Here is a 20091-nt window from a genome sequence, read left to right as displayed (position 1 = left end):
ATGAAACAGGGCCACCGTTCTATGCCAGTTTTGGCAGTGACTGATGTTGATAAAACAGCAGAGTTTTTTGTGAGTGGCCTTGGATTTACCCTTGCAGGTAAATGGACTGAAGATGATGGCGTGCCAACATTTGCGATTGTGCGCATGGATGACATCACGGTTGGTTTGCAGGTGGTTAAGAAAGTTACACCACCTGGACCATGGGCAACATATTTCTATGTTGAAGATGTGGATGCTTACGCCGATCAAATCCAAAGCAATGGTGTAAAATTAGAGCGCGAAGCTATGGATCGCTTTTATGGGTGTCGTGATCTTGAGGTGAAAGACCTTGATGGTAATCTGCTATGCTTTGGTCAGGATTTGTCACCTGGTGAAGCTGGGCCCGGGCTTTAATCCTCGAGATTTTTTAGTTTATAGAGAATGTCTAATGCCTCACGTGGGCTTAAATTATCTGGCGTGACGTCTGCCAGATAATCCTCAACAGCGCTTGATTTTTGCAGCATTGGTGCGGGTGGTGGTGTTGCGGAAAACAAGGGCAGCTCTTCGATTAAGCCTGATGCAGATTTTTGATCACCTGATTCCAGCTTTTCCAAAACAGTTCTGGCACGTTCGATAACGGCTGACGGTAGTCCTGCAAGCTTGGCGACCTGTACACCATAAGACCGATCGGCGGATCCTTGGCGTACTTCGTGTAAGAATATGATGTCCCCTTCCCATTCGCGAACAGCAACGGTTGCATTGGTAAGTCCTGTGAGTTTAGAGGATAGTCCAGTTAGTTCGTGATAGTGTGTTGCAAACAGGCAGCGGCATTTATTGACGTCGTGCAGATGTTCCAATGTAGCCCATGCAATTGATAGGCCATCATAGGTTGCTGTACCGCGTCCGATTTCATCTAGAATAACCAAAGCGCGTTCGCCTGCTTGGTTTAGGATGGCAGCGGTTTCGACCATTTCGACCATGAATGTAGAACGCCCACGCGCTAAATCATCAGATGCGCCCACGCGAGAGAATATTTGGGAAACCACGCCAATTTTGGCAGAGGTTGCTGGCACATAACTGCCGATTTGCGCAAGAATTGCGATCAATGCATTTTGACGTAGGAATGTAGATTTACCAGCCATGTTTGGGCCCGTGAGCAGCCAAACAGGTTTTTTGTCTGCTTTGCCTGCGGATAAGTCACAGTCATTTGCTACGAAATGACCAGAGGCTTCTTTACGCAATGCCATTTCTACAACGGGGTGACGACCACCAACGATTTCGAACTCTAATCCGTTGGTTAATGTGGGGCGCGTCCAGTTTTCGGCAATGCATAAATCGGCGAAGGCTGCGTGAACGTCTATTTCTGCCAATGATTTGGCACAGTTCGCAATCTCTGGCGCGTTGTTTAAAACAAAACGGGCAACATCGCTGAAAATTTCTTTTTCCAGCTCTAAAATACGCCCACCAGCATTTAGGATTTTCGTTTCTAGCTCGGACAATTCAACAGTTGTGAAACGCACGGCATTGGCGGTTGTTTGGCGGTGGATAAATGTTTCTGAGAATGGCTCGCCCAGCATTTTTTCGGCATGGGTTGCAGGCGTTTCGATGAAATAACCCAGCACATTGTTGTGCTTGATTTTTAGCGCAGTGATGCTTGTCAGCTCTGTATAATTCGCTTGTAGACCAAGGATGACTTTGCGGCCTTCGTCGCGCAGCGTGCGGAGCTCATCCAATTCGTCATTATAGCCCGTTTCCACAAATCCACCGTCACGTGTTAGTAAAGGCGGCTCTGTTTTGATGGCATTGCCAAGTAGCTCCACAATTTTCGGATTGGTTTGCAAGCTTTTGAATGTTTGCTGCAGATTGTTCGGCAAATCCTCTGAAGGGAATTTCTGCAAGAATGCATCTGCTTGGGTCAGGCCATTTTTAATAGCTTCTAAATCACGCGGACCGCCGCGTTCCAGTGAGAGGCGTGATAAGGCGCGGCTGATGTCAGGCACTTGTTTTAACAAATTACGTGCAAGGTCGCGTTTGTCGGGTTGATCGGAAAAGTAAGTTACAGAATCCAAACGATTGCTGATGGTTGTGATGTCTGTCGAAGGATTCGTCAGGCGAATTTCTAACAAGCGCCCGCCTGCCCCTGTGACTGTGCGGTCAATTGCTTGAAGCAATGCGCCCGATTTTTCGCCAGACAATGACCGTGTGATTTCTAAGTTGCGACGCGTGGCGGCATCAATGTGAACACCTGCATCATTGCGCTCTTGAACGGGTGGATGCAGCAGCGGTAGTTTACCCTTTTGGGTGATGTCCAGATAATCAACGATGGCGCCAAGGCAGGACAGTTCGGGGCGGCTGAAGGTGCCAAAGCCATCTAATGTTTTCACATTAAACAAATCGCCTAAACGCTTTACGGCTAAATCACTATCAAAGCTGGCGCGTGATAATGTTGTGGCGGAACATCCGATTTCTTCGATCTGTTCTTGCAGGTCTAAATCGGAAGTTTCGGAAATCAGAACCTCTTTTGGCGCAAGGCGCGCCAAAAGCGGACCTAGTTTGGTAGGGTCCAAAGTTTGCACATAAAAGTCACCTGTAGATACATCGACCCAAGATAAAGCGCATTCGCCACGAATATTTGAAAAACTGCATAAGAAGTTATGTTGGCGTGCATTCAACAAGCTGTCTTCGGTCAATGTGCCAGGGGTTACGAGACGCACAACACCACGCTTAACGACGGCTTTATAGCCGCGTTTTTTAGCTTCGGCAGGGCTTTCTAATTGTTCACAGACAGCAACGCGAAAGCCTTTGCGGATGAGTGTTAGGAAATATCCTTCGGCAGCATGATGTGGCACACCGCACATTGGAATGTCATCGCCGTTATGTTTGCCACGCTTTGTTAGCGCGATGTCCAATGCCTCTGCTGCGTTCACAGCATCATCAAAAAACATCTCGTAAAAATCACCCATACGGTAGAACAACAAAGCGTCTGGATACTCTGCTTTGATCTCTAGAAATTGCGCCATCATTGGCGTTACGGCACTTTTTGGCGCTGACACTTTTTGATCCCCAAGGCTAATTTAGGTTAGACTACTAAACTCGGATTCAATGGGAAAGGTCATACGGTAAAGTTTCTTGTATCTTCTTAAATTAACTCTTAGAACCATTCGGATGTAAAAAATTACATCTACGGATAATGAAAAAATGACAAAAAACCGCACAATTACGAACGAAGAAGCTTTAAATTACCATTTAGAGCCAACACCAGGTAAAATTGAGATCGTCCCGTCCACTGCGATGGCGACACAACGTGATTTGTCATTGGCCTATTCTCCAGGTGTGGCCGTTCCTGTTGAAGCGATCGCTGAAAATCCAGAAACAGCATATGATTATACGTCCAAGGGCAACATGGTTGCTGTTATTTCAAACGGTTCTGCGATTTTGGGTTTGGGTAATCTTGGCGCATTGGCGTCTAAACCTGTGATGGAAGGTAAATCCGTTCTGTTTAAGCGGTTTGCCGATGTAAACTCGATTGACCTTGAGCTGGACACGCAAGATGCGAATGATTTTATCAATGCAGTAAAATTGATGGGCCCAAGCTTTGGCGGCATCAATCTGGAAGATATCAAAGCACCAGAATGTTTTATCATTGAACAAGAGCTGAAAGAGTTGATGGACATTCCAGTGTTCCATGATGACCAACATGGTACGGCTGTGATTTGTGCGGCTGGTTTGCTGAATGCGTTGAAGATCAGTAAAAAGAAAATCGAAGATGTTAAAGTTGTTTTGAACGGTGCGGGTGCGGCAGGTATTGCTTGTCTTGAACTGATTAAGGCAATGGGTGCTAAGCATGAAAATTGCGTTATCTGTGATACGAAAGGTGTGATTTACCAAGGTCGTACTGAGGGTATGAATCAATGGAAATCTGCACATGCGATTAAGACAGAAAAACGCACATTGATCGAAGCAATGGACGGTGCTGATGTTTTCCTTGGTGTGTCTGCCAAGGGTGCTGTGACGCAAGAGATGGTTAAGGCGATGGCGCCAAATCCAGTTATTTTTGCGATGGCAAACCCAGACCCAGAGATTACGCCAGAAGAGGCGCGTGAAGTGCGCCCTGATGCAATTGTTGCAACGGGTCGTTCGGATTATCCAAACCAAGTGAACAACGTGTTGTGTTTCCCCTATTTGTTCCGCGGTGCGTTGGATATTCATGCGCGTTCTATCAACGAAGAAATGAAAATTGCATGTGCGCAGGCATTGGCAGAGCTGGCGCAGGCTGATGTGCCAGATGAGGTGGCGCTTGCATATGGTAAAAGTCTGAAGTTTGGCCCTGATTATATTATCCCAACACCATTTGATCCGCGTTTGATCCATATTATTCCGCCTGCTGTTGCTAAGGCTGGCATGAACACTGGTGTAGCACGCCGCCCGATCATTGATATGGATGCGTATGAACTGGATTTGAAATCCCGTTTGGATCCAGCGGCATCAATTTTGCAGTCTATGTTTATTCGTGCGCGTAACAATCAAGCACGCATGTTATTTGCTGAAGGCCAAGACCCGAAAGTACTGCGCGCAGCTGTTTCATATGCGCGTTCTGGTCTTGGTCATGCGATTGTTGTGGGTCGTGAGGATGACGTTAAAGCGAAATTAGCAGAAGCTGGCATGGCAGATGCATATGATGAGATTGAGATTATCAACGCTAAGATTTCGGATCATTTGGAAACATACAAAGAGTTTCTTTACGACCGTTTGAAACGTAAAGGCTATGATGCCAATGATGTTCATAAATTAGCTTCACGTGACCGCCATGTTTTTGCAGCCTTGATGGTACAACATGGACATGCGGATGCATTGGTAACGGGTGCTACGAAAAAATCAGCACACGTTCTGAACCTGTTAAGCCATGTATTTGATGTTGCGCCAGGTGATGGTGTTGTTGGTGTGAACGCGATCCTGAAAAATGGTCGCATCGTGCTCGTATCTGATACATTGGTGAACGAATGGCCTGATGAAAATGATTTGGCTGATATCGCTGAACACGCTGCTAAAGTGGCGAGAACTATGGGGCTAGAACCACGTGTTGCATTCGTTAGTTTTTCGAACTTTGGTTATCCTGAATCAGAGCGCGCAGAAAAAATGCACAATGCTGCTGAAGTATTAGACGCACGCGGTGTTGATTTTGAATACGAAGGTGAAATGACAGTTGATGTTGCTCTGAACAGTGAAATCCAAGCGGATTACCCGTTTTCACGTTTGACAGGCCCTGCAAATATTTTGGTTGTGCCTGCACGCCATTCTGCATCGATCTCTGTTAAAATGATGCAAGAATTGGGTGGTGCGACTGTGATTGGCCCAATCATGTCAGGTATCGAAAAGCCAATTCAGCTGTGTTCTACAACATCATCATCGAATGATATTTTGAATATGGCCGTTATGGCGTCTTGTGATGTGGAAAGAATGAAGGGTTAGGACCCTTCTGATAAATATGGGCTTGGCCTTGGGTAATCCCAAGGCCAATTGATTAACCCTTCATACCGTCCCAAAAGCTTTTAACTGTGCTAAAGAAATCTTTGCTTTCTGGACTATTGTCTTCGCCAAGTGATTCAAACTCTTTCAGGAGTTCTTTTTGCTTGGATGATAGATTCACAGGTGTTTCAACGCCTATTTCTAGGAACAAATCACCTTTTGCATTGCTGCGTAAACCAGGCATGCCTTTGCCACGTAGACGCATTTGCGTGCCAGCTTGTGATCCCGCAGGAACTTTTACACGGCTTTTACCACCATCAATTGTTGGTACTTCAATTTCACCGCCCAATGCGGCCTTAGTCATTGCGACAGGGACGCGACAGTAAAGATTAGGGCCTTCACGCTCGAATAGATCGTGCTCTTCTACTTCTATAAAAATATACAGATCACCTGTCGGGCCACCTCGTGTTCCTGCTTCACCTTCGCCAGCTAAACGAATGCGTGTGCCTGTTTCAACACCAGCCGGAATGTTCACGCTAAGTGAACGCTCACGTTGCTGACGACCGGAACCATCACAAACTTTACAAGGGTTCGTTATGATACTACCGCGGCCATTACAGGTCGGACATGTACGTTCTACAGTAAAGAAGCCTTGCTGTGCGCGGACTTTACCCATGCCAGAACAAGTTGGGCATGTTGAGGGTTCTGAACCGCCCTCTGCGCCTGTGCCTGAACAGCTGTCACAGTTTACAGAACTGTTTACATTGATGGTTTCTTGTTTGCCTGTGAAAGCATCTTCTAGAGATACGCTTAAGTTATAACGTAAATCAGACCCGCGCGCTGGGCGTTGCCCACCACCGCGTCCGCCACGACCACCCATCATATCGCCGAATAGATCATCGAATACATCTGAGAATGCAGAACCAAAGTCACCATGACCACCGCCGCGACCACCAAAGCCGCCACCGCCGCCCATGCCACCTTCGAATGCTGCATGACCGTAACGATCGTATGCTGCTTTTTTCTCTGGGTCTTTTAATGCGTCGTAAGCTTCGTTTACTTCTTTGAACTTACCTTCGGCTGATGCGTCATCCTTATTACGGTCAGGATGAAGTTCCATCGCTTTTTTACGGTAAGCTTTTTTGATCTCGGCGTCTGTCGCACCCTTGGAAACCCCAAGAAGGTCGTAATAATCACTTTTAGACATAGTTGCCTCCTATACGCGAAAAGGGGACCCTTTCGGGCCCACCTTTAGCGAAATTCAGGAAAGAGCGTTTTACCGGTCTTTGTTGCCAAGATCTTCAAAGTCCGCATCAACGATATCTTCGTCTACGCCGCGTGGACCTTCGTCTGTTTCACCAAAACCTTCTGGTGCTTCAGGTTCTGCTTCTTCTTGTTGCGACTTGTAAATCGCCTCGCCAAGTTTCATTGCAGCTTCTGTCAGGTCTTGAGTGCGCGCTTGGATTTTGCCAGCATCTTCTGTTTCCAAAGCTTCATTCAGAACTTTGATTGCCAGTTCGATAACTTCGATCGTTGTCGGATCAACTTTATCGCCGTGCTCTTCAACAGATTTTTCAGTGCTGTGAATAAGGCTTTCACCTGTATTCTTAGCTTCCACCAAATCTTTACGCTCTTTATCAGCTTCAGCGTTTTCTTCCGCTTCGCGTACCATGTTTTCGATGTCGTCATCTGACAGGCCACCAGATGCTTGGATCGTGATGTTTTGCTCTTTGTTCGTGCCTTTGTCTTTTGCAGACACAGATACGATACCGTTGGCATCAATATCGAAAGTCACTTCGATTTGCGGCAAACCACGTGGTGCTGGTGGGATATCTTCTAGGTTAAACTGACCAAGAATTTTGTTATCCATTGCCATTTCGCGTTCACCTTGGAACACGCGGATGGTTACAGCGTTTTGGTTGTCTTCCGCAGTTGAGAAAACTTGTGATTTCTTCGTTGGGATCGTTGTGTTGCGATCGATCAATCGTGTGAACACACCGCCCAAAGTTTCGATACCAAGTGAAAGTGGTGTCACGTCCAAAAGAACAACGTCAGTTACGTCGCCCTGAAGAACACCCGCTTGAATTGCAGCACCCATGGCCACAACTTCGTCTGGGTTCACACCTTTGTTTGGTTCTTTACCGAAGAACTTAGTCACTTCGTCCATAACCTTTGGCATACGTGTCATACCACCAACAAGAACAACTTCGTCGATTTCTGATTTAGAAATGCCAGCGTCTTTCAGTGCAGCTTCACATGGTTTCATTGAACGTTTGATCAGGTCAGCAACAAGGCTTTCCAATTTTGCACGTGTTAATTTCAACACAAGGTGCAATGGCTGACCGCCATTTGGATCCATAGAGATAAACGGTTGGTTGATCTCTGTTTGTGTAGAAGATGACAATTCGATTTTAGCTTTTTCAGCAGCTTCTTTCAAACGCTGTAGAGCCATTTTGTCTTTTGTCAGGTCAACGCCGTTCTCTTTTTTGAACTCGTCAGCCAAATACTGAACGATGCGCATGTCAAAGTCTTCGCCGCCCAGCATTGTGTCGCCGTTTGTTGATTTCACTTCGAACAGACCGTCGTCGATTTCCAAGATGGATACGTCGAATGTACCACCACCAAGGTCATAAACAGCGATTGTTTTTGTGCCTTCTTTGTCTAGGCCATAAGCCAAAGCAGCTGCTGTTGGTTCGTTGATGATACGCAGAACATCTAGACCAGCAATTTTACCAGCATCTTTCGTCGCTTGACGTTGCGCGTCGTTAAAGTAAGCAGGAACTGTGATAACAGCTTCTGTTACGTCTTCGCCTAAGTAACCTTCGGCTGTTTCTTTCATTTTTTGTAGGATGAAAGCAGAAACTTGTGATGGAGAGTATTTCTCGCCACGAACTTCCAACCATGCATCGCCGTTACCGCCGTCGATCACATTGTATGGCAAGTTTTTCAAATCTTTTGCCAATAGCTTGTCGTCACGACGACGACCGATCAAACGCTTAACTGCAAAGAGTGTGTTTTCTGGGTTTGTAACAGCTTGACGTTTAGCTGCTTGGCCTACCAAGCGCTCGTCATCTGTGAAACCTACGATAGATGGCGTTGTACGCGCACCTTCTGAATTTTCTATAACTTTTGGCTGAGAGCCATCCATAATTGCGACACAAGAGTTTGTTGTCCCTAGGTCGATACCAATAACTTTGCCCATTTCGTTTTCCTTTCTCGGCGATTATTAAGCCCAGGCCCGATTGCGGCACCTGATCTTTATCCCAAAAGAAACCAGTGTTTGGCTCTTTAAGTACGCGATGTATATATGTCTCGATGTGTACAACATCAACACTCTAATGCTAAGTTTTTTCACAAATTGTTGTTACGGTATTTGAGCTATATTCATCATGGGCAAAAGTGTTAGGTTTAAAGTGCTAATTTTTAGTAAGTCTAAAGGTCGATAATGGCAGAAATCACGCCTCTTAATCTGAAGGGATGTAAGGTTTATAAAGGGTATTTAGATAAAAGCGCCCAACACAGCCTGCTTGGGGATGTGCGCAGTATTGTTGGTAAGGCGCCGCTCTTTTCACCAATGACGCCATGGGGAAAGCCAATGTCTGTTAAAATGACATCGGCGGGTAAATATGGATGGTACTCAGATAAGACAGGATACCGATATTCTACGCAGCACCCTAATGGGGTCGAATGGCCTGAAATTCCACTGACTATTTTGAAGATTTGGAATGAATTGTGCCCAGATAGTCCAAGGCCAGAATGCTGTCTGGTGAATTTTTATCAAGATGGTGCCAAGATGGGGTTGCATCAGGATAAAGATGAGAAGGATTTTTCGCACCCTGTGTTGTCCATATCATTGGGTGATGATGCCCTATTTCGAATGGGGGGGGTTCAGAAAAACGACTCAACAGAATCTGTGTGGCTATCTTCGGGTGACATTTTAGTCATGGGGGGCGAAAGCAGGCTTGCATATCATGGGATTGATCGCGTCAAGTTTGGCAGCTCTCAGTTGCTTAAGGCTGCTGGGCGTATAAACCTCACGTTAAGAGTTGTAGATTAATCACTGCCTGTTTGCCCAGCTTTCAGAAACGTATTTACGGGCCCAATGTTCTAACAGCATTCCCAGTAGTAAGAATACACATGTTAAAATAAGTGGATATTCTAAATTGGTTGTTTTGGGACTGTAGTTTATAAAGGTATAGCCGCGCGCTTGGTCAATAGAATGAAATAAAGGGTTCCACAGAAACATTGGCAATATGTATCCTGGCATCGTGTTTGCGAGAACCATTTTACCACTAAATATCATGTTCGCACGTTGATATACTGTTTTAATAATTGTTATAATTCTGGGCATAAATGGCATCAAAGCCAAGAAAACTAGGCCAATAGAGGCACCAGATCCCCAAGCAATGAAGAAGCACATCATAAACCCTTTAAAGTCAAAGAAGACTATAGGCTCAATTAGAACATGTGCAATTAACAGAATAACACCCATAGCAAGAAATTGTATATACAGCGCTGAAAAAGCGGCCGAAATAATGAGCAGTAAAGTTGAAACTGGTGCGTGTTTCAGCATTGGGTTGGTTGCATTGCCTGAGCCAGCAATTTTTCCGACTGCTTTAATGTGAGTCATAAAGAGGAAAATACCTGTCATTAGGAAGAGAATAAAATTCCCCCTAACAGCGGCGCCACGCAGGTTAAGAATACTTATCATGGCATAAAAGATTACCAACATTACCATAATCTGCATGATCTCCATAAAGAGCCCACGCAAAGCGTTTCCATCTGATTTTTTTATATCATTTACAATAGAGTGATAGAGTAACGAAAGAAATCGTAACGTCCCGCGGAGTGTTTTCGACATTGTATCGTAACCTGCATTTGCTGAAAGGGTACATTGCCCTTTGTTTTCTTCTTCTTTTATCGTTTGATACTAGAATGAATATTGTTATGAAGCAAGAAATGCTAATATTACTTGAAAGTTTTCATAAATGTCTAAAATTGATAAATCTTTACTATGCTTCGAAATGCGCCAACTTGCCTTGATGGCAGGTCGTGCAATTATGGAGATTTATAATGCTGATGATTTCGAGGTGAAGACGAAATCTGATGAAAGCCCAGTAACCATTGCGGATGAAACAGCCGATCAAATTATTTTTGATGGCCTGTCTAAATCTTTTCCAAACACAATGATTGTCACGGAAGAGCAAAGCGAAACACATGTTAATTCGGCAGATACATTTTTGATTGTTGATCCTTTGGATGGAACAAAAGAATTTATCCATAAACGTGGGGATTTTACAGTTAATATTGCTTATGTTGAAGATGGTATGCCAACACTTGGTGTTGTTTATGCGCCAGCGCGCGAGCGTTTATTTATTACTGATGAAAACGGTGTGTCATACGAAGAAGTAGGGCCGTTTTCCGATGATGTTGTTGGTGCGCGCAATCCAATTAAAGTGAGCGCTCCAGATCAGGATAAGCTGATAGTTGTTGCATCAAAATCACATCGCGATCAGGCAACGGATGATTACATCAATAAATATAGTGTTGAGGATATGCGCAGCGCGGGGTCGTCTTTGAAGTTCTGTTTGGTCGCCACTGGAGAGGCAGATATATATCCTCGGTTGGGCCGCACTATGGAATGGGACACAGCTGCAGGTCAGGCAGTCTTGCAAGGTGCAGGCGGCAAGGTTGTTCGGTTTGATAATCACGAACCACTATCTTATGGTAAGAACATCTTTGAAAACCCGTTTTTCATTGCATATGCCCCTGGAATTGATTTGCAGAATGCTTGATGTATGAACCGAAGATAAGTGTTGTAGTCGTTAGCCGGGATCGTCCCGATGGGCTTGCGCGACTACTGACATCTCTTAGGTTTCAGTTTTATAAAAATTTCGAAGTCATCGTTGTGTGTAATACGCATGACTTCGATATCGAGCGTGTTAAATATGTTCACTTTGATGAGCCAAATATATCTGCCGCTCGCAATTTGGGTATTGAAGCTGCAGCAGGTGATTTGATTGCTTTTTGTGATGATGATGCTGTGCCCGAGCCGACATGGTTAGAAATGTTAATAACACCATTTGATGACCAAAAAATTGGTGTTGCTGGTGGGTTTGTGCGTGGGCGCAACGGTATAGATTTTCAATGGAAGGCACAGCAGGTTGATTGTTTTGGGAACGACAAACCTTTGGAATTAGGGACGGATGCTGATTTTAGTGTTGTGCAAGCTGACAAGGGTCATGCCCCCAAGGTTCAGGGAACAAATTGCATGTTTCGTAAAAGCATGTTGGTTGCACTGGGGGGGTTTGACGAAGAGTTCCAGTTTTATCTTGATGAAACGGATGTTTGCGTACGTGCATCACAGGCAGGTTGGCAAACAGCTATTGTGCCAAAAGCAGAAGTTCAGCATGGGTTTGAAGAAAGTGATCGGCGTACTGTGAACCGCGTTCCTAAAAGCTTGTTTGCTGAAGGAAAAAGCAAGGCACACTATTGTAAGAAGCATGTTAACGATTACAATCCTGAAAGTGTTTATAAGACCTTTGAAGCAGAGCAGCGCAAAAGGCTGTTAAAACTTTTGGTAGATGGGTTGATAGAGCCCAAAGATATTAAGGTACTACTAAGAACGTTGCGAATGGGTTTTACAGAAGGTCAAAAACGTTTGGTTTGTAATGATCAAAAAGAGATTAGACATACGAATGATGAATTCCTTGAATTTGTTAATGAGTGGGACAATGACTTAAGAGGGGAAGCATTTGTAGGAAGTCATATTTCCAAAAAACAGATGATTCAATGTGCAATGGATTTGGCCTCAAAAGGCATTCCATGTACTTTATTGTATTGGAGCTTTACGGCGCTATTTCACCACAGGTTTTTTGATGAAAGAGGGTTTTGGGTACAAACTGGAGGTTTGTTTGGAAAATCTGACAGGGCTCAATCAATTTTCAAATTTAACAGGATATTTTCCCGTGGCCTAAGTGAAATTTTATTCCTTAAAAAATTTAGAAAGATAGAAAAAATTAGTTTTTTTCGGTTTAAAAGAGTATTAAAGGTCACAAAAATAACAAGAAATAATACAAAAGAAGCATAAAAGTAAAAAATAGAGGTAGGCTGAAATGCGCAGAAAAGTAACCAAAGCGATTTTCCCAGTGGCTGGATTGGGAACTCGATTCTTACCAGCGACAAAATCAATTCCCAAAGAAATTTTGTCATTGGTTGATCGTCCATTAATTCAATATGCAATTGATGAAGCGCGTGAAGCTGGGATTAAAGAATTTATTTTTGTTACCTCTCGGGGTAAAGGCGCATTGGAAGATTATTTTGATGGGGCTCCTCAATTGGAGCAATCTTTGCGTAAGAAGAAAAAAACTGATCTTTTAGCAGAACTTAAACAATCTACGATGGATAGTGGTGAAATTGCTTATGTTCGTCAGCGCGAAGCGTTGGGTTTGGGGCACGCTGTATGGTGCGCACGTCGTTTGATTGCGAATGAGCCGTTTGCCGTTATTTTGCCTGACGATGTTATTGCTGCTGAAAAGCCATGCTTAAAACAGATGGTTGAAGCATATGAAGATACAGGCGGCTGCATGGTTGCGGCCATGGAAGTGCCTGAAAGTAAAGCATCGGCCTATGGTCTGTTAGATGTTGCCGAAGATATGGGATCGTTGTTGAAAATCAACGGTATGGTGGAAAAACCAGAGCCAGAAGACGCGCCATCTAATTTAGCTGTGATCGGTAGATATATTTTGACACCAGATGTTTTAAGGAATGTATCAACATTAAAAAAAGGTGCAGGTGGCGAAATCCAATTAACAGATGCGATTGCAATGGAAATTGAAAACGGCTCAGACGTTTATGGGTATCGTTTTGATGGCCAGCGCTATGATTGCGGCTCAAAATCTGGCTTCTTACAAGCAACGATTGCATTTGCCTTAGACCGTCCAGAGTTGCGCGATGATTTGATGGACTTTATGATTGATACCGTAGCAATGCAAAAGGCTGCACAATAGCCAGTATCATTACAAACCCATTAACGGTATTTCTGTAACATGAAGTACCGTATTTTGGATATTACCAGAACGATTACGCGTGTAGGTCTTAGTCACCCAACGGGTATAGATCGTGTTGAGCGTGCTTACATTGGCGCTTTTCTAAAAGTGTTTCCTGATGAAGCTGTATTTCTTGCGAAGCTTTCTGATGGTTGCTTTGTGTTGGATGCGATTGATATGGAGCGATTTGTTGCCGCAGATTTCGGTAATAGCTTGGATACTTTTATCGGTTTTAAAGATGTTATGCGCTTAAAGCTGTCGCGCCCCCGAAGAAGAGCGCAAAGTTTTATACACAAGAAAGCAAAGTGGTCTGCTGAAAGAAATATATCCACTATATTAAATGAAAAATTCCCAGACGGTTTTGATTATACAAATGTTGGCCACAGCAATTTAACGGATCCATTTTTGGCAACGTTAAAGCCGGGTGGTTGTGATGATATTCGCATAATGGTTCATGATATGATCCCTTTGGATTTTCCAGAATATTGTAGACCACAAACGCCGCAAGATTTCTTGCGCAAAATGCAGGCGGTTGCTGCTCATTCTGATGAAGTGATTTGTAATTCTGAATATACGAAGTCGCGTGTGCAAACCTATTTTGCTGATTGGCCAAATAATGTTTCATACGTGGTCGCGCCTTTGGGGGTGGAATCGTATTTTAAAGCAAAGAAAAAGGCAAAACCTATACCTGCGCATTTTACAATATTGGGTACAATAGAGCCGCGCAAAAACCATAAGCTCTTGTTGGATGTTTGGGAGGCACTTTCACAACAAACCTCAGAAGCCGAAATGCCAATTCTACATATTGTGGGAAAGCGCGGTTGGGAAAATGGGTCGTTTTTTGAACGATTGGATGCTTCTCACCTTTTGGGGCACAAAATCATAGAGCATAATAATTTGGATGATGTTGCGTTAAGTGACTTGCTAAATAATACCAGGGCGCTCCTATTTCCAAGCTTTACAGAAGGATATGGTTTGCCTGCTTTGGAAGCTTTGGCAATGAAAGTACCTGTGGTTTGTTCTGATATCCCCGTTTTTAAAGAGCTTCTTGGTGAAAACGCACATCTGTTACCTTACGAGAATATTGAATTATGGGTAGCTAAGCTGCTTGAGATTATGAGACAAGGTTCTAAATGGACAATATCAGAGGAAAAAAACTTAAGTAACTTCATCATTCCAACGTGGAGTGCACATTTTTGCCATGTTTTTGGTGAATATAAGTTTAAGTAAATTGTATGGGTTTAAATATGGGCGCGTGGTCCAGATATAAATTGCGCATAGAACGCAAACGCAGGCGCATTCGGTCTTTACGTAAAAGACGGGACCTAGAATGTGTTGTCGACCGTACTTTTGAAGCAAAACCCGATGATATTTTCCTTTTCACAACATTTCGAAATGAAAAACCGCGTTTGAAGTTTTTCCTAGAGTATTACCGCCGCCTTGGTGTTAATCATTTCTTTTGTGTCGATAACGGCTCTGATGATGGTGGCCGTGAATATTTAGAAAACGAGTCAGATGTATCGCTTTGGACAACCGATAAAAGCTATAAACGTGCAAATTTTGGCGTTGATTGGTTGAATGGACTTAAGTCTAAATATGCAGTTGGGCATTGGGTTCTGGTTGTCGATGTAGATGAATTCTTTGTATATCCGCATTGTGATACGCGGCCTTTAAAGGCCCTAACGGATTGGCTAGATCAGTACGATATAGAGTCTTTTGGAACACTTATGATTGATATGTATCCGAAAGGTAAAATTGAAGATGCGAAGTGTGCAGAAGGAAAAAACCCAATGCGTGCTGCGCCGTTTTTTGATTCTGGAAACTATACGGCTGAACGTAATATTAAATACCGGAACTTATGGATCCAAGGCGGTGTGCGCCAGCGTGTTTTCTTTAAAGATAAACCAGAGATTGCACCCTCTTTAAATAAGATACCGCTGGTCAAGTGGTCACGAGGAAATGTGTTTGTAGGGTCTACGCACAGTATATTGCCACGTCGTTTAAACATTGTTTACGATAGAAAAGGCGGTCAAAATATTTGTGGGTGCCTAATGCACACAAAATTTTTAAGTACATTTTCTGGTAAGGTCGAAGAAGAATTAGAGCGTAAAGAGCATTATGCTGCTAGTCGAGAATATAGAGAGTATGCGTCAATAAACGAGGAAATGTGGACGCGCCATTCCGTGCGATATAAAGATTGGCAGCAGCTTGAAGAGTTGGGCCTAATGTCCCGTGGGAACTGGGCATGATGAAGTTAGGTTTTATCATATTAGCGCATCAAGATTTGCACAGAACAACACAACTGGTGCGGTTTTTGGCGAAAAATGGTTGCCCGGTCAGTTTGCATGTGGATCAAACGGCAGATAAATCAAAAGTTGATGCATTGATTTCCTCCGTGAATCACTTGGATGATGTTGTTTTTTCTAAGCAGGAAAGATGTGGCTGGGGGCAATTTTCAATAGTTAAGGCCACATTGAATGCTGCTGAAGCCCTGTTTAAAGCACACCCAGATGTAACAAATGTATGCTTGATAAGTGGATCATGTTTACCAGTGCGCCCATTGGGTCAACTTAAGGCTTTTTTGGAGCGTCATAAGGGGATCGATTTTATCGAGTCTTTTTCATTAGAGGATAAAAAATGGGTAAAAGGTGGTTTGGATTCTGAACGGTTCACGCTGTTTTTCCCTGTTTCTTGGCGAAAAAGTAGGTATGTTTTTGATCGCCTTGTGGACTTGCAGCGTTTTTTTAAAATCAAGCGTACAGTACCAGAAAACATCTCCCCACATATGGGGTCGCAATGGTGGTGTTTAACAGCAAAGACTCTTAGGAAAATAATAGAAGACCCAAACCGTAAAAAAAATGATCAGTATTTCTCTAAAAGCTGGATACCTGACGAGTCGTATTTCCAATCTTTAGCGCAAAATCATTCAGATCATATAAAGCCGATATCTTTGACCTTTGTTGCCTTTGATGCAGAAGGCAAACCATTTCTTTTCTATGATGATCATCTGGATGAGTTGCCAAAAGTGAATGCATTTTTCATTCGAAAAGTTTGGCCTGGTGCTGTAAAATTATACCGTGAGCTGCTTTCTGATGACCGCAAAAATCATCCTTTGTCTAAAGCAGATGAGGACGTTTTTAACGAAAAATTTGCAAGAGCAAACCAGCAATGTATTTCAGGTGGAGAGGGGCGATTCTTACAGGGTCGTTATCCAACTGATCACGGGAAACTTTCAGGTGTTACGACGCGCAATTTTGGGGTTTTGGTGGGCTATAAATCTTTATTCAAAGATTTTCAGTTATGGGCACATGACGATAAGGGCCTGAATGTTTTCAGTAATATTTTTGCGCGGCGCAAATTTACGTTTCGAAAGAAAATGGGGCTGATGAAAGGGAACTTGCTGGCGAACGCTAAGTTAAGGGATGCCAATCCACGCAGTTTTTTATGTAATTTTATGTGGAGCGAAAGAAACAGTCCCCTGCTTGCTTTTCAGTTTGATATGTCAGACGTGCAGAAAATTGCACCCGTTTTAGCAAGAGATAAGCATGCACATATAACAGTGATTAAGGAAGCTTGGTTATTAGATGTTGCGAGCAGCCATATGAAATTTAGAGGCAAGCTAATGAACGCACAGGTGCTTCAGGCAAGAGAGAAAGAATTTCTTAAGTTGTTGGAAAAATTCAACCCAGGCAATTATACAATTTTCTCACTTGAGGATGCATTGAATACACCAGGCGTGATTTTACAATCTGCTCTTAAAACGCTTGATCCACAAATAGCTAACGGTCCTATTGAAATCCCAGAACTTGCCGATATCTCGAAGTTAGATACAGTGGTTCGCAAATTGAATAAAAATGGTGTACGGTTATCGTATAAGCCAAGTAAGAAAAAGAAGCGTGCCTCAAAAGAGGCCGAAAAAGCAGTGAACCGACCCTATGTTGTTAGATAATGGCCAAAAAAAAGTATAAGTATTTTGTATTGCTAGCGAATATGCGGACAGGGTCCAATCTATTTGAGCAAAATATAAATCTGTTTAACGGTTTTTCCTGTAATGGTGAATTGTTTAACCCAAGCTTTATTGGGTTTCCCAATCAGGAAACCTATTGTGGTATGAATACTGTAGATCGAGACAAAGACCCCTTTAAGTTGATCCGGAAGATGGTTGCGCAAAACAACGATACTTTGCCAGGGTTTCGGCTGTTTTCGGATCATGATCGCAGGGTTTTGGATTATGTGTTGGCTGATGAAACCTGCGCAAAGATCGTGTTAACGCGGAATCCGTTGGATTCGTATATTTCCTATGCAATTGCGCGCAAAACGGATCAGTGGAAATTATCAGATTTACACAAGCGCAAAACAGCTCAGGTTGATTTTGATATCCTTGGGTTCAAATCTTATGTGAATGTTTTGTCTGAATTTGCGAGAAGAATAAGAACAACTTTGCAAAAAACAGGCCAAGCTGCGTTTCAGCTATCTTACAAAGATTTGGGTGAGTTAGATGTTTTCAATGGCTTGTCACAATTTTTAGAAAGCGAAGAGGAGCTTGAGGGGCTGAAAGAAAAAATCAAACGCCAAAACCCTGAAAGCCTGTCAGAGAAAGTGAACAACTACAAAGAAATGATGGAGCAAGTGAAATCCATTAATTTCTTAGATTCTGGCCTTCCAGAATTTCATGAGCCTGAGCGCCATGCGGCAGCAAAGAATTTTATTGTTGGGTCTAATACGCCCCTGCTTTTCCAGCCTATTGGTGCATATGGGCAGTCTGTTTTAGGAAATTGGATGTCATCTCATAGTGATGGGCAACTATCATCTGGTTTGAAGCAAAAAGAGATTTTTGAGTGGCTTAGAAACCACCCAACACGTGTTTCATTTACGATGTTGGCACACCCTGTTGTTCGTGCGCATGACGCATTTAATAAGTATATTTTTCAGGCAGGTGACGATGGCTTCCCTTGGATACGCAAGATTTTAATTGAACAATATAATGTCAAACTACCTGATGCTGCTTTGTGTGAGACGCTGAATAAGGGCGCATTGGATAGTATTGGTTATGATGTGGAAGATTACCGTCAGGCGTTTAAGAAATTTGCTAAGTTCTTAAATGGTAACTTAAAGGGGCAAACGCGGGCTCGAATTGATCATTCATGGGCTAGCCAAACGGCAATTTTAGATGGGTATACGAAAGCCGTCCATCCTGATTATTTATTACGCGATGAAACTTATAAAAGTGCTTTAGCTTTGATTGAAGAACAGTTGGGGCTAAAAAACATCGCGGTCAGCGACATAGAAGAAGACGAAGCAGCCTTTTCTATCACACAGGTTTATGATGATGAGGTAGAGGAATTAATCGCGAAAGCGTACTCTCGCGATTATATGAATTTTGGCTTTAAGTCTTGGCGTGGTTAAGCTGCTTGTGACGATTGTTTTTCTACAAGAATAGAAAAGATCGTTTGCGCATCGTTATTTGAACGTAACTTTGAACAAACATCTTCATCTCGCAATGTTCTAGATACCAATGCAAGCGCTTTAAGATGCTCTGCACCCTCTTTTTGTGGGGCAAGTAGTGTAAATACTAAATCCACAGCTTGGTGATCCATTGAATCGTAATCCAACGGCTTTTCCAAACGTGTAAATAGGCCCACAACGCGGTCCAAGTTTTCAAAGCGTGCGTGAGGAATGGCAACACCACGGCCAACGCCAGTTGTGCCCAGTGCTTCGCGTGCCGTTAAAGCCGCAAAAACCTGCTCGCTGTCCAAATCATAGATAGAAGCTGCCTGTTCAGAGATTTTCTGAAGAAGCCGCTTCTTACTTGATGCGCTTTGTGCGTAATGCACTGCATCTGCTACGAGAATTTCCGTAAGTTCCATGTATTACCGCCGGTAACTACGCTGTTCGACTATTCCAAATTGGTTGGATCGATCCAGCCTATATTTCCGTCTTTCCTCTTATACACCACGCTTAAGCGTTTATGGCCTTCATTTCTAAAAACTAAAACCGGTTCATCCGCTAGTTCCATCTGCATTACAGCTTCGCCAACCGATAGGGACTGAATTTTCGTTTCCATCTCTGCGACGATAACTGGCTGAAGTGATTCTGGCTCATTTGCATCGTCTGTGTCTTCTCCTGCGAGGATATACGACGAAGCCTCCATAACTTCAACCGGTGTTACGCGCTCTTTATGGTGATCTTTTAGACGTCTTTTGTAACGTCTAAGTTGCTTTTCAACTTTTTCAGAACATTTTTCAAAGGAATCATATATTTCCGTGGCTTTTCCTTCTGCTGCAACGGTCAAACCTGTTGATAAATGTATCGTCGTTTCGCAGCGTAACTCGTAGGCGTCTTTTGAAAATGTGACGTGTGCTTCGGTGGGTCGCTCCGCATATTTTCCAGTAATTTCTCCAATTTCAGTTTTAACGTGAGTGGTTAATGATTCGCCTATGTCGATTTGTTTTCCGCTGATTTGATAACGCATTAAAGCTCCTTATTTATTATAATTATGAACGTCCCACACGCACGCGCATGCCTGACACTGCCAGACAGAAGTTAAAATTTAGAATGTGGAAATTTCATAACCTTAGCTTAAGACGGGTTTCCGAGT

The 20091-nt window shown here is 43.4% G+C and carries 16 protein-coding genes; 10 read left to right on the top strand and 6 right to left on the bottom strand.

The window, feature by feature from the left end:
- Positions 1-393: a glyoxalase superfamily protein gene (locus F9L33_RS07920; RefSeq protein ID WP_152142222.1), complete on the top strand. Its 393-nt coding sequence runs from the start codon at positions 1-3 to the stop codon at positions 391-393.
- Here the strand turns inward: F9L33_RS07920 and mutS are convergent.
- On the bottom strand, positions 390-3002 hold the full coding sequence (gene mutS, locus F9L33_RS07915; protein WP_152142521.1) for a DNA mismatch repair protein MutS: 2613 nt from the start codon (positions 3000-3002) through the stop codon (positions 390-392). The genes F9L33_RS07920 and mutS overlap by 4 nt on opposite strands.
- 175 nt (positions 3003-3177) lie before the next feature.
- Here mutS and F9L33_RS07910 point away from each other — a divergent pair, with 175 nt between their 5' ends.
- The gene (locus tag F9L33_RS07910) at positions 3178-5448 is read left to right on the top strand and encodes an NADP-dependent malic enzyme (protein WP_152142221.1); all 2271 of its coding nucleotides are present in this window, start codon (positions 3178-3180) and stop codon (positions 5446-5448) included.
- Positions 5449-5500: 52 nt separating this feature from the next.
- Here F9L33_RS07910 and dnaJ read toward each other — a convergent pair whose 3' ends face one another.
- Both dnaJ and dnaK read right to left on the bottom strand, forming a co-directional pair.
- Positions 5501-6652 (bottom strand): molecular chaperone DnaJ, encoded by a 1152-nt coding sequence (gene dnaJ / locus F9L33_RS07905; protein WP_152142220.1) that lies wholly within the window; start codon positions 6650-6652, stop codon positions 5501-5503.
- A 69-nt stretch (positions 6653-6721) separates the two neighbouring features.
- Positions 6722-8647: a molecular chaperone DnaK gene (gene dnaK / locus F9L33_RS07900; RefSeq protein ID WP_152142219.1), complete on the bottom strand. Its 1926-nt coding sequence runs from the start codon at positions 8645-8647 to the stop codon at positions 6722-6724.
- Positions 8648-8890: 243 nt separating this feature from the next.
- On the opposite strand from dnaK, the gene F9L33_RS07895 reads away from it, so the two are divergent.
- Complete coding sequence (locus F9L33_RS07895) at positions 8891-9502, top strand: alpha-ketoglutarate-dependent dioxygenase AlkB (RefSeq protein WP_152142218.1); 612 nt, start codon at positions 8891-8893, stop codon at positions 9500-9502.
- Here F9L33_RS07895 and F9L33_RS07890 read toward each other — a convergent pair whose 3' ends face one another.
- Positions 9503-10306, bottom strand: coding sequence for an ABC transporter permease (locus F9L33_RS07890; RefSeq protein WP_152142217.1), 804 nt, complete (start codon positions 10304-10306; stop codon positions 9503-9505).
- A 127-nt stretch (positions 10307-10433) separates the two neighbouring features.
- On the opposite strand from F9L33_RS07890, the gene cysQ reads away from it, so the two are divergent.
- The 7 genes from cysQ to F9L33_RS07855 are packed head-to-tail and all read left to right on the top strand — an operon-like array spanning position 10434 to position 18899.
- Positions 10434-11240: a 3'(2'),5'-bisphosphate nucleotidase CysQ gene (gene cysQ / locus F9L33_RS07885; RefSeq protein ID WP_226804034.1), complete on the top strand. Its 807-nt coding sequence runs from the start codon at positions 10434-10436 to the stop codon at positions 11238-11240.
- A complete protein-coding gene (locus F9L33_RS07880; protein ID WP_152142216.1) occupies positions 11240-12535 on the top strand; it encodes a glycosyltransferase family 2 protein in 1296 nt (431 codons plus the stop codon). Before cysQ ends, F9L33_RS07880 begins: the two co-directional genes overlap by 1 nt.
- Before the next feature lie 25 nt (positions 12536-12560).
- Positions 12561-13454 (top strand): UTP--glucose-1-phosphate uridylyltransferase GalU, encoded by an 894-nt coding sequence (gene galU, locus F9L33_RS07875; protein ID WP_152142215.1) that lies wholly within the window; start codon positions 12561-12563, stop codon positions 13452-13454.
- A 39-nt stretch (positions 13455-13493) separates the two neighbouring features.
- Complete coding sequence (locus F9L33_RS07870; protein ID WP_152142214.1) at positions 13494-14723, top strand: glycosyltransferase family 1 protein; 1230 nt, start codon at positions 13494-13496, stop codon at positions 14721-14723.
- Positions 14724-14728: 5 nt separating this feature from the next.
- On the top strand, positions 14729-15742 hold the full coding sequence (locus F9L33_RS07865; RefSeq protein ID WP_226804032.1) for a glycosyltransferase family 2 protein: 1014 nt from the start codon (positions 14729-14731) through the stop codon (positions 15740-15742).
- Entirely contained in the window at positions 15739-17442 is a 1704-nt protein-coding gene (locus tag F9L33_RS07860; RefSeq protein ID WP_152142213.1) for a beta-1,6-N-acetylglucosaminyltransferase, read from the top strand. Before F9L33_RS07865 ends, F9L33_RS07860 begins: the two co-directional genes overlap by 4 nt.
- On the top strand, positions 17442-18899 hold the full coding sequence (locus F9L33_RS07855) for a nodulation protein NodH (protein WP_152142212.1): 1458 nt from the start codon (positions 17442-17444) through the stop codon (positions 18897-18899). Before F9L33_RS07860 ends, F9L33_RS07855 begins: the two co-directional genes overlap by 1 nt.
- On the opposite strand, the gene ptsN is transcribed toward F9L33_RS07855, so the two are convergent.
- A complete protein-coding gene (ptsN, locus tag F9L33_RS07850; RefSeq protein WP_152142211.1) occupies positions 18896-19360 on the bottom strand; it encodes a PTS IIA-like nitrogen regulatory protein PtsN in 465 nt (154 codons plus the stop codon). The genes F9L33_RS07855 and ptsN overlap by 4 nt on opposite strands.
- Before the next feature lie 29 nt (positions 19361-19389).
- Positions 19390-19965: a ribosome hibernation-promoting factor, HPF/YfiA family gene (gene hpf, locus F9L33_RS07845; protein WP_152142210.1), complete on the bottom strand. Its 576-nt coding sequence runs from the start codon at positions 19963-19965 to the stop codon at positions 19390-19392.
- Positions 19966-20091 lie beyond the last annotated feature (126 nt).

It is taken from the genome of Amylibacter sp. SFDW26 (genome assembly GCF_009184395.1).
Lineage (GTDB): Bacteria > Pseudomonadota > Alphaproteobacteria > Rhodobacterales > Rhodobacteraceae > Amylibacter.
Note: the sequence above shows the minus strand (reverse complement) of the source record. Positions and strands in the feature narration are given on the sequence as shown.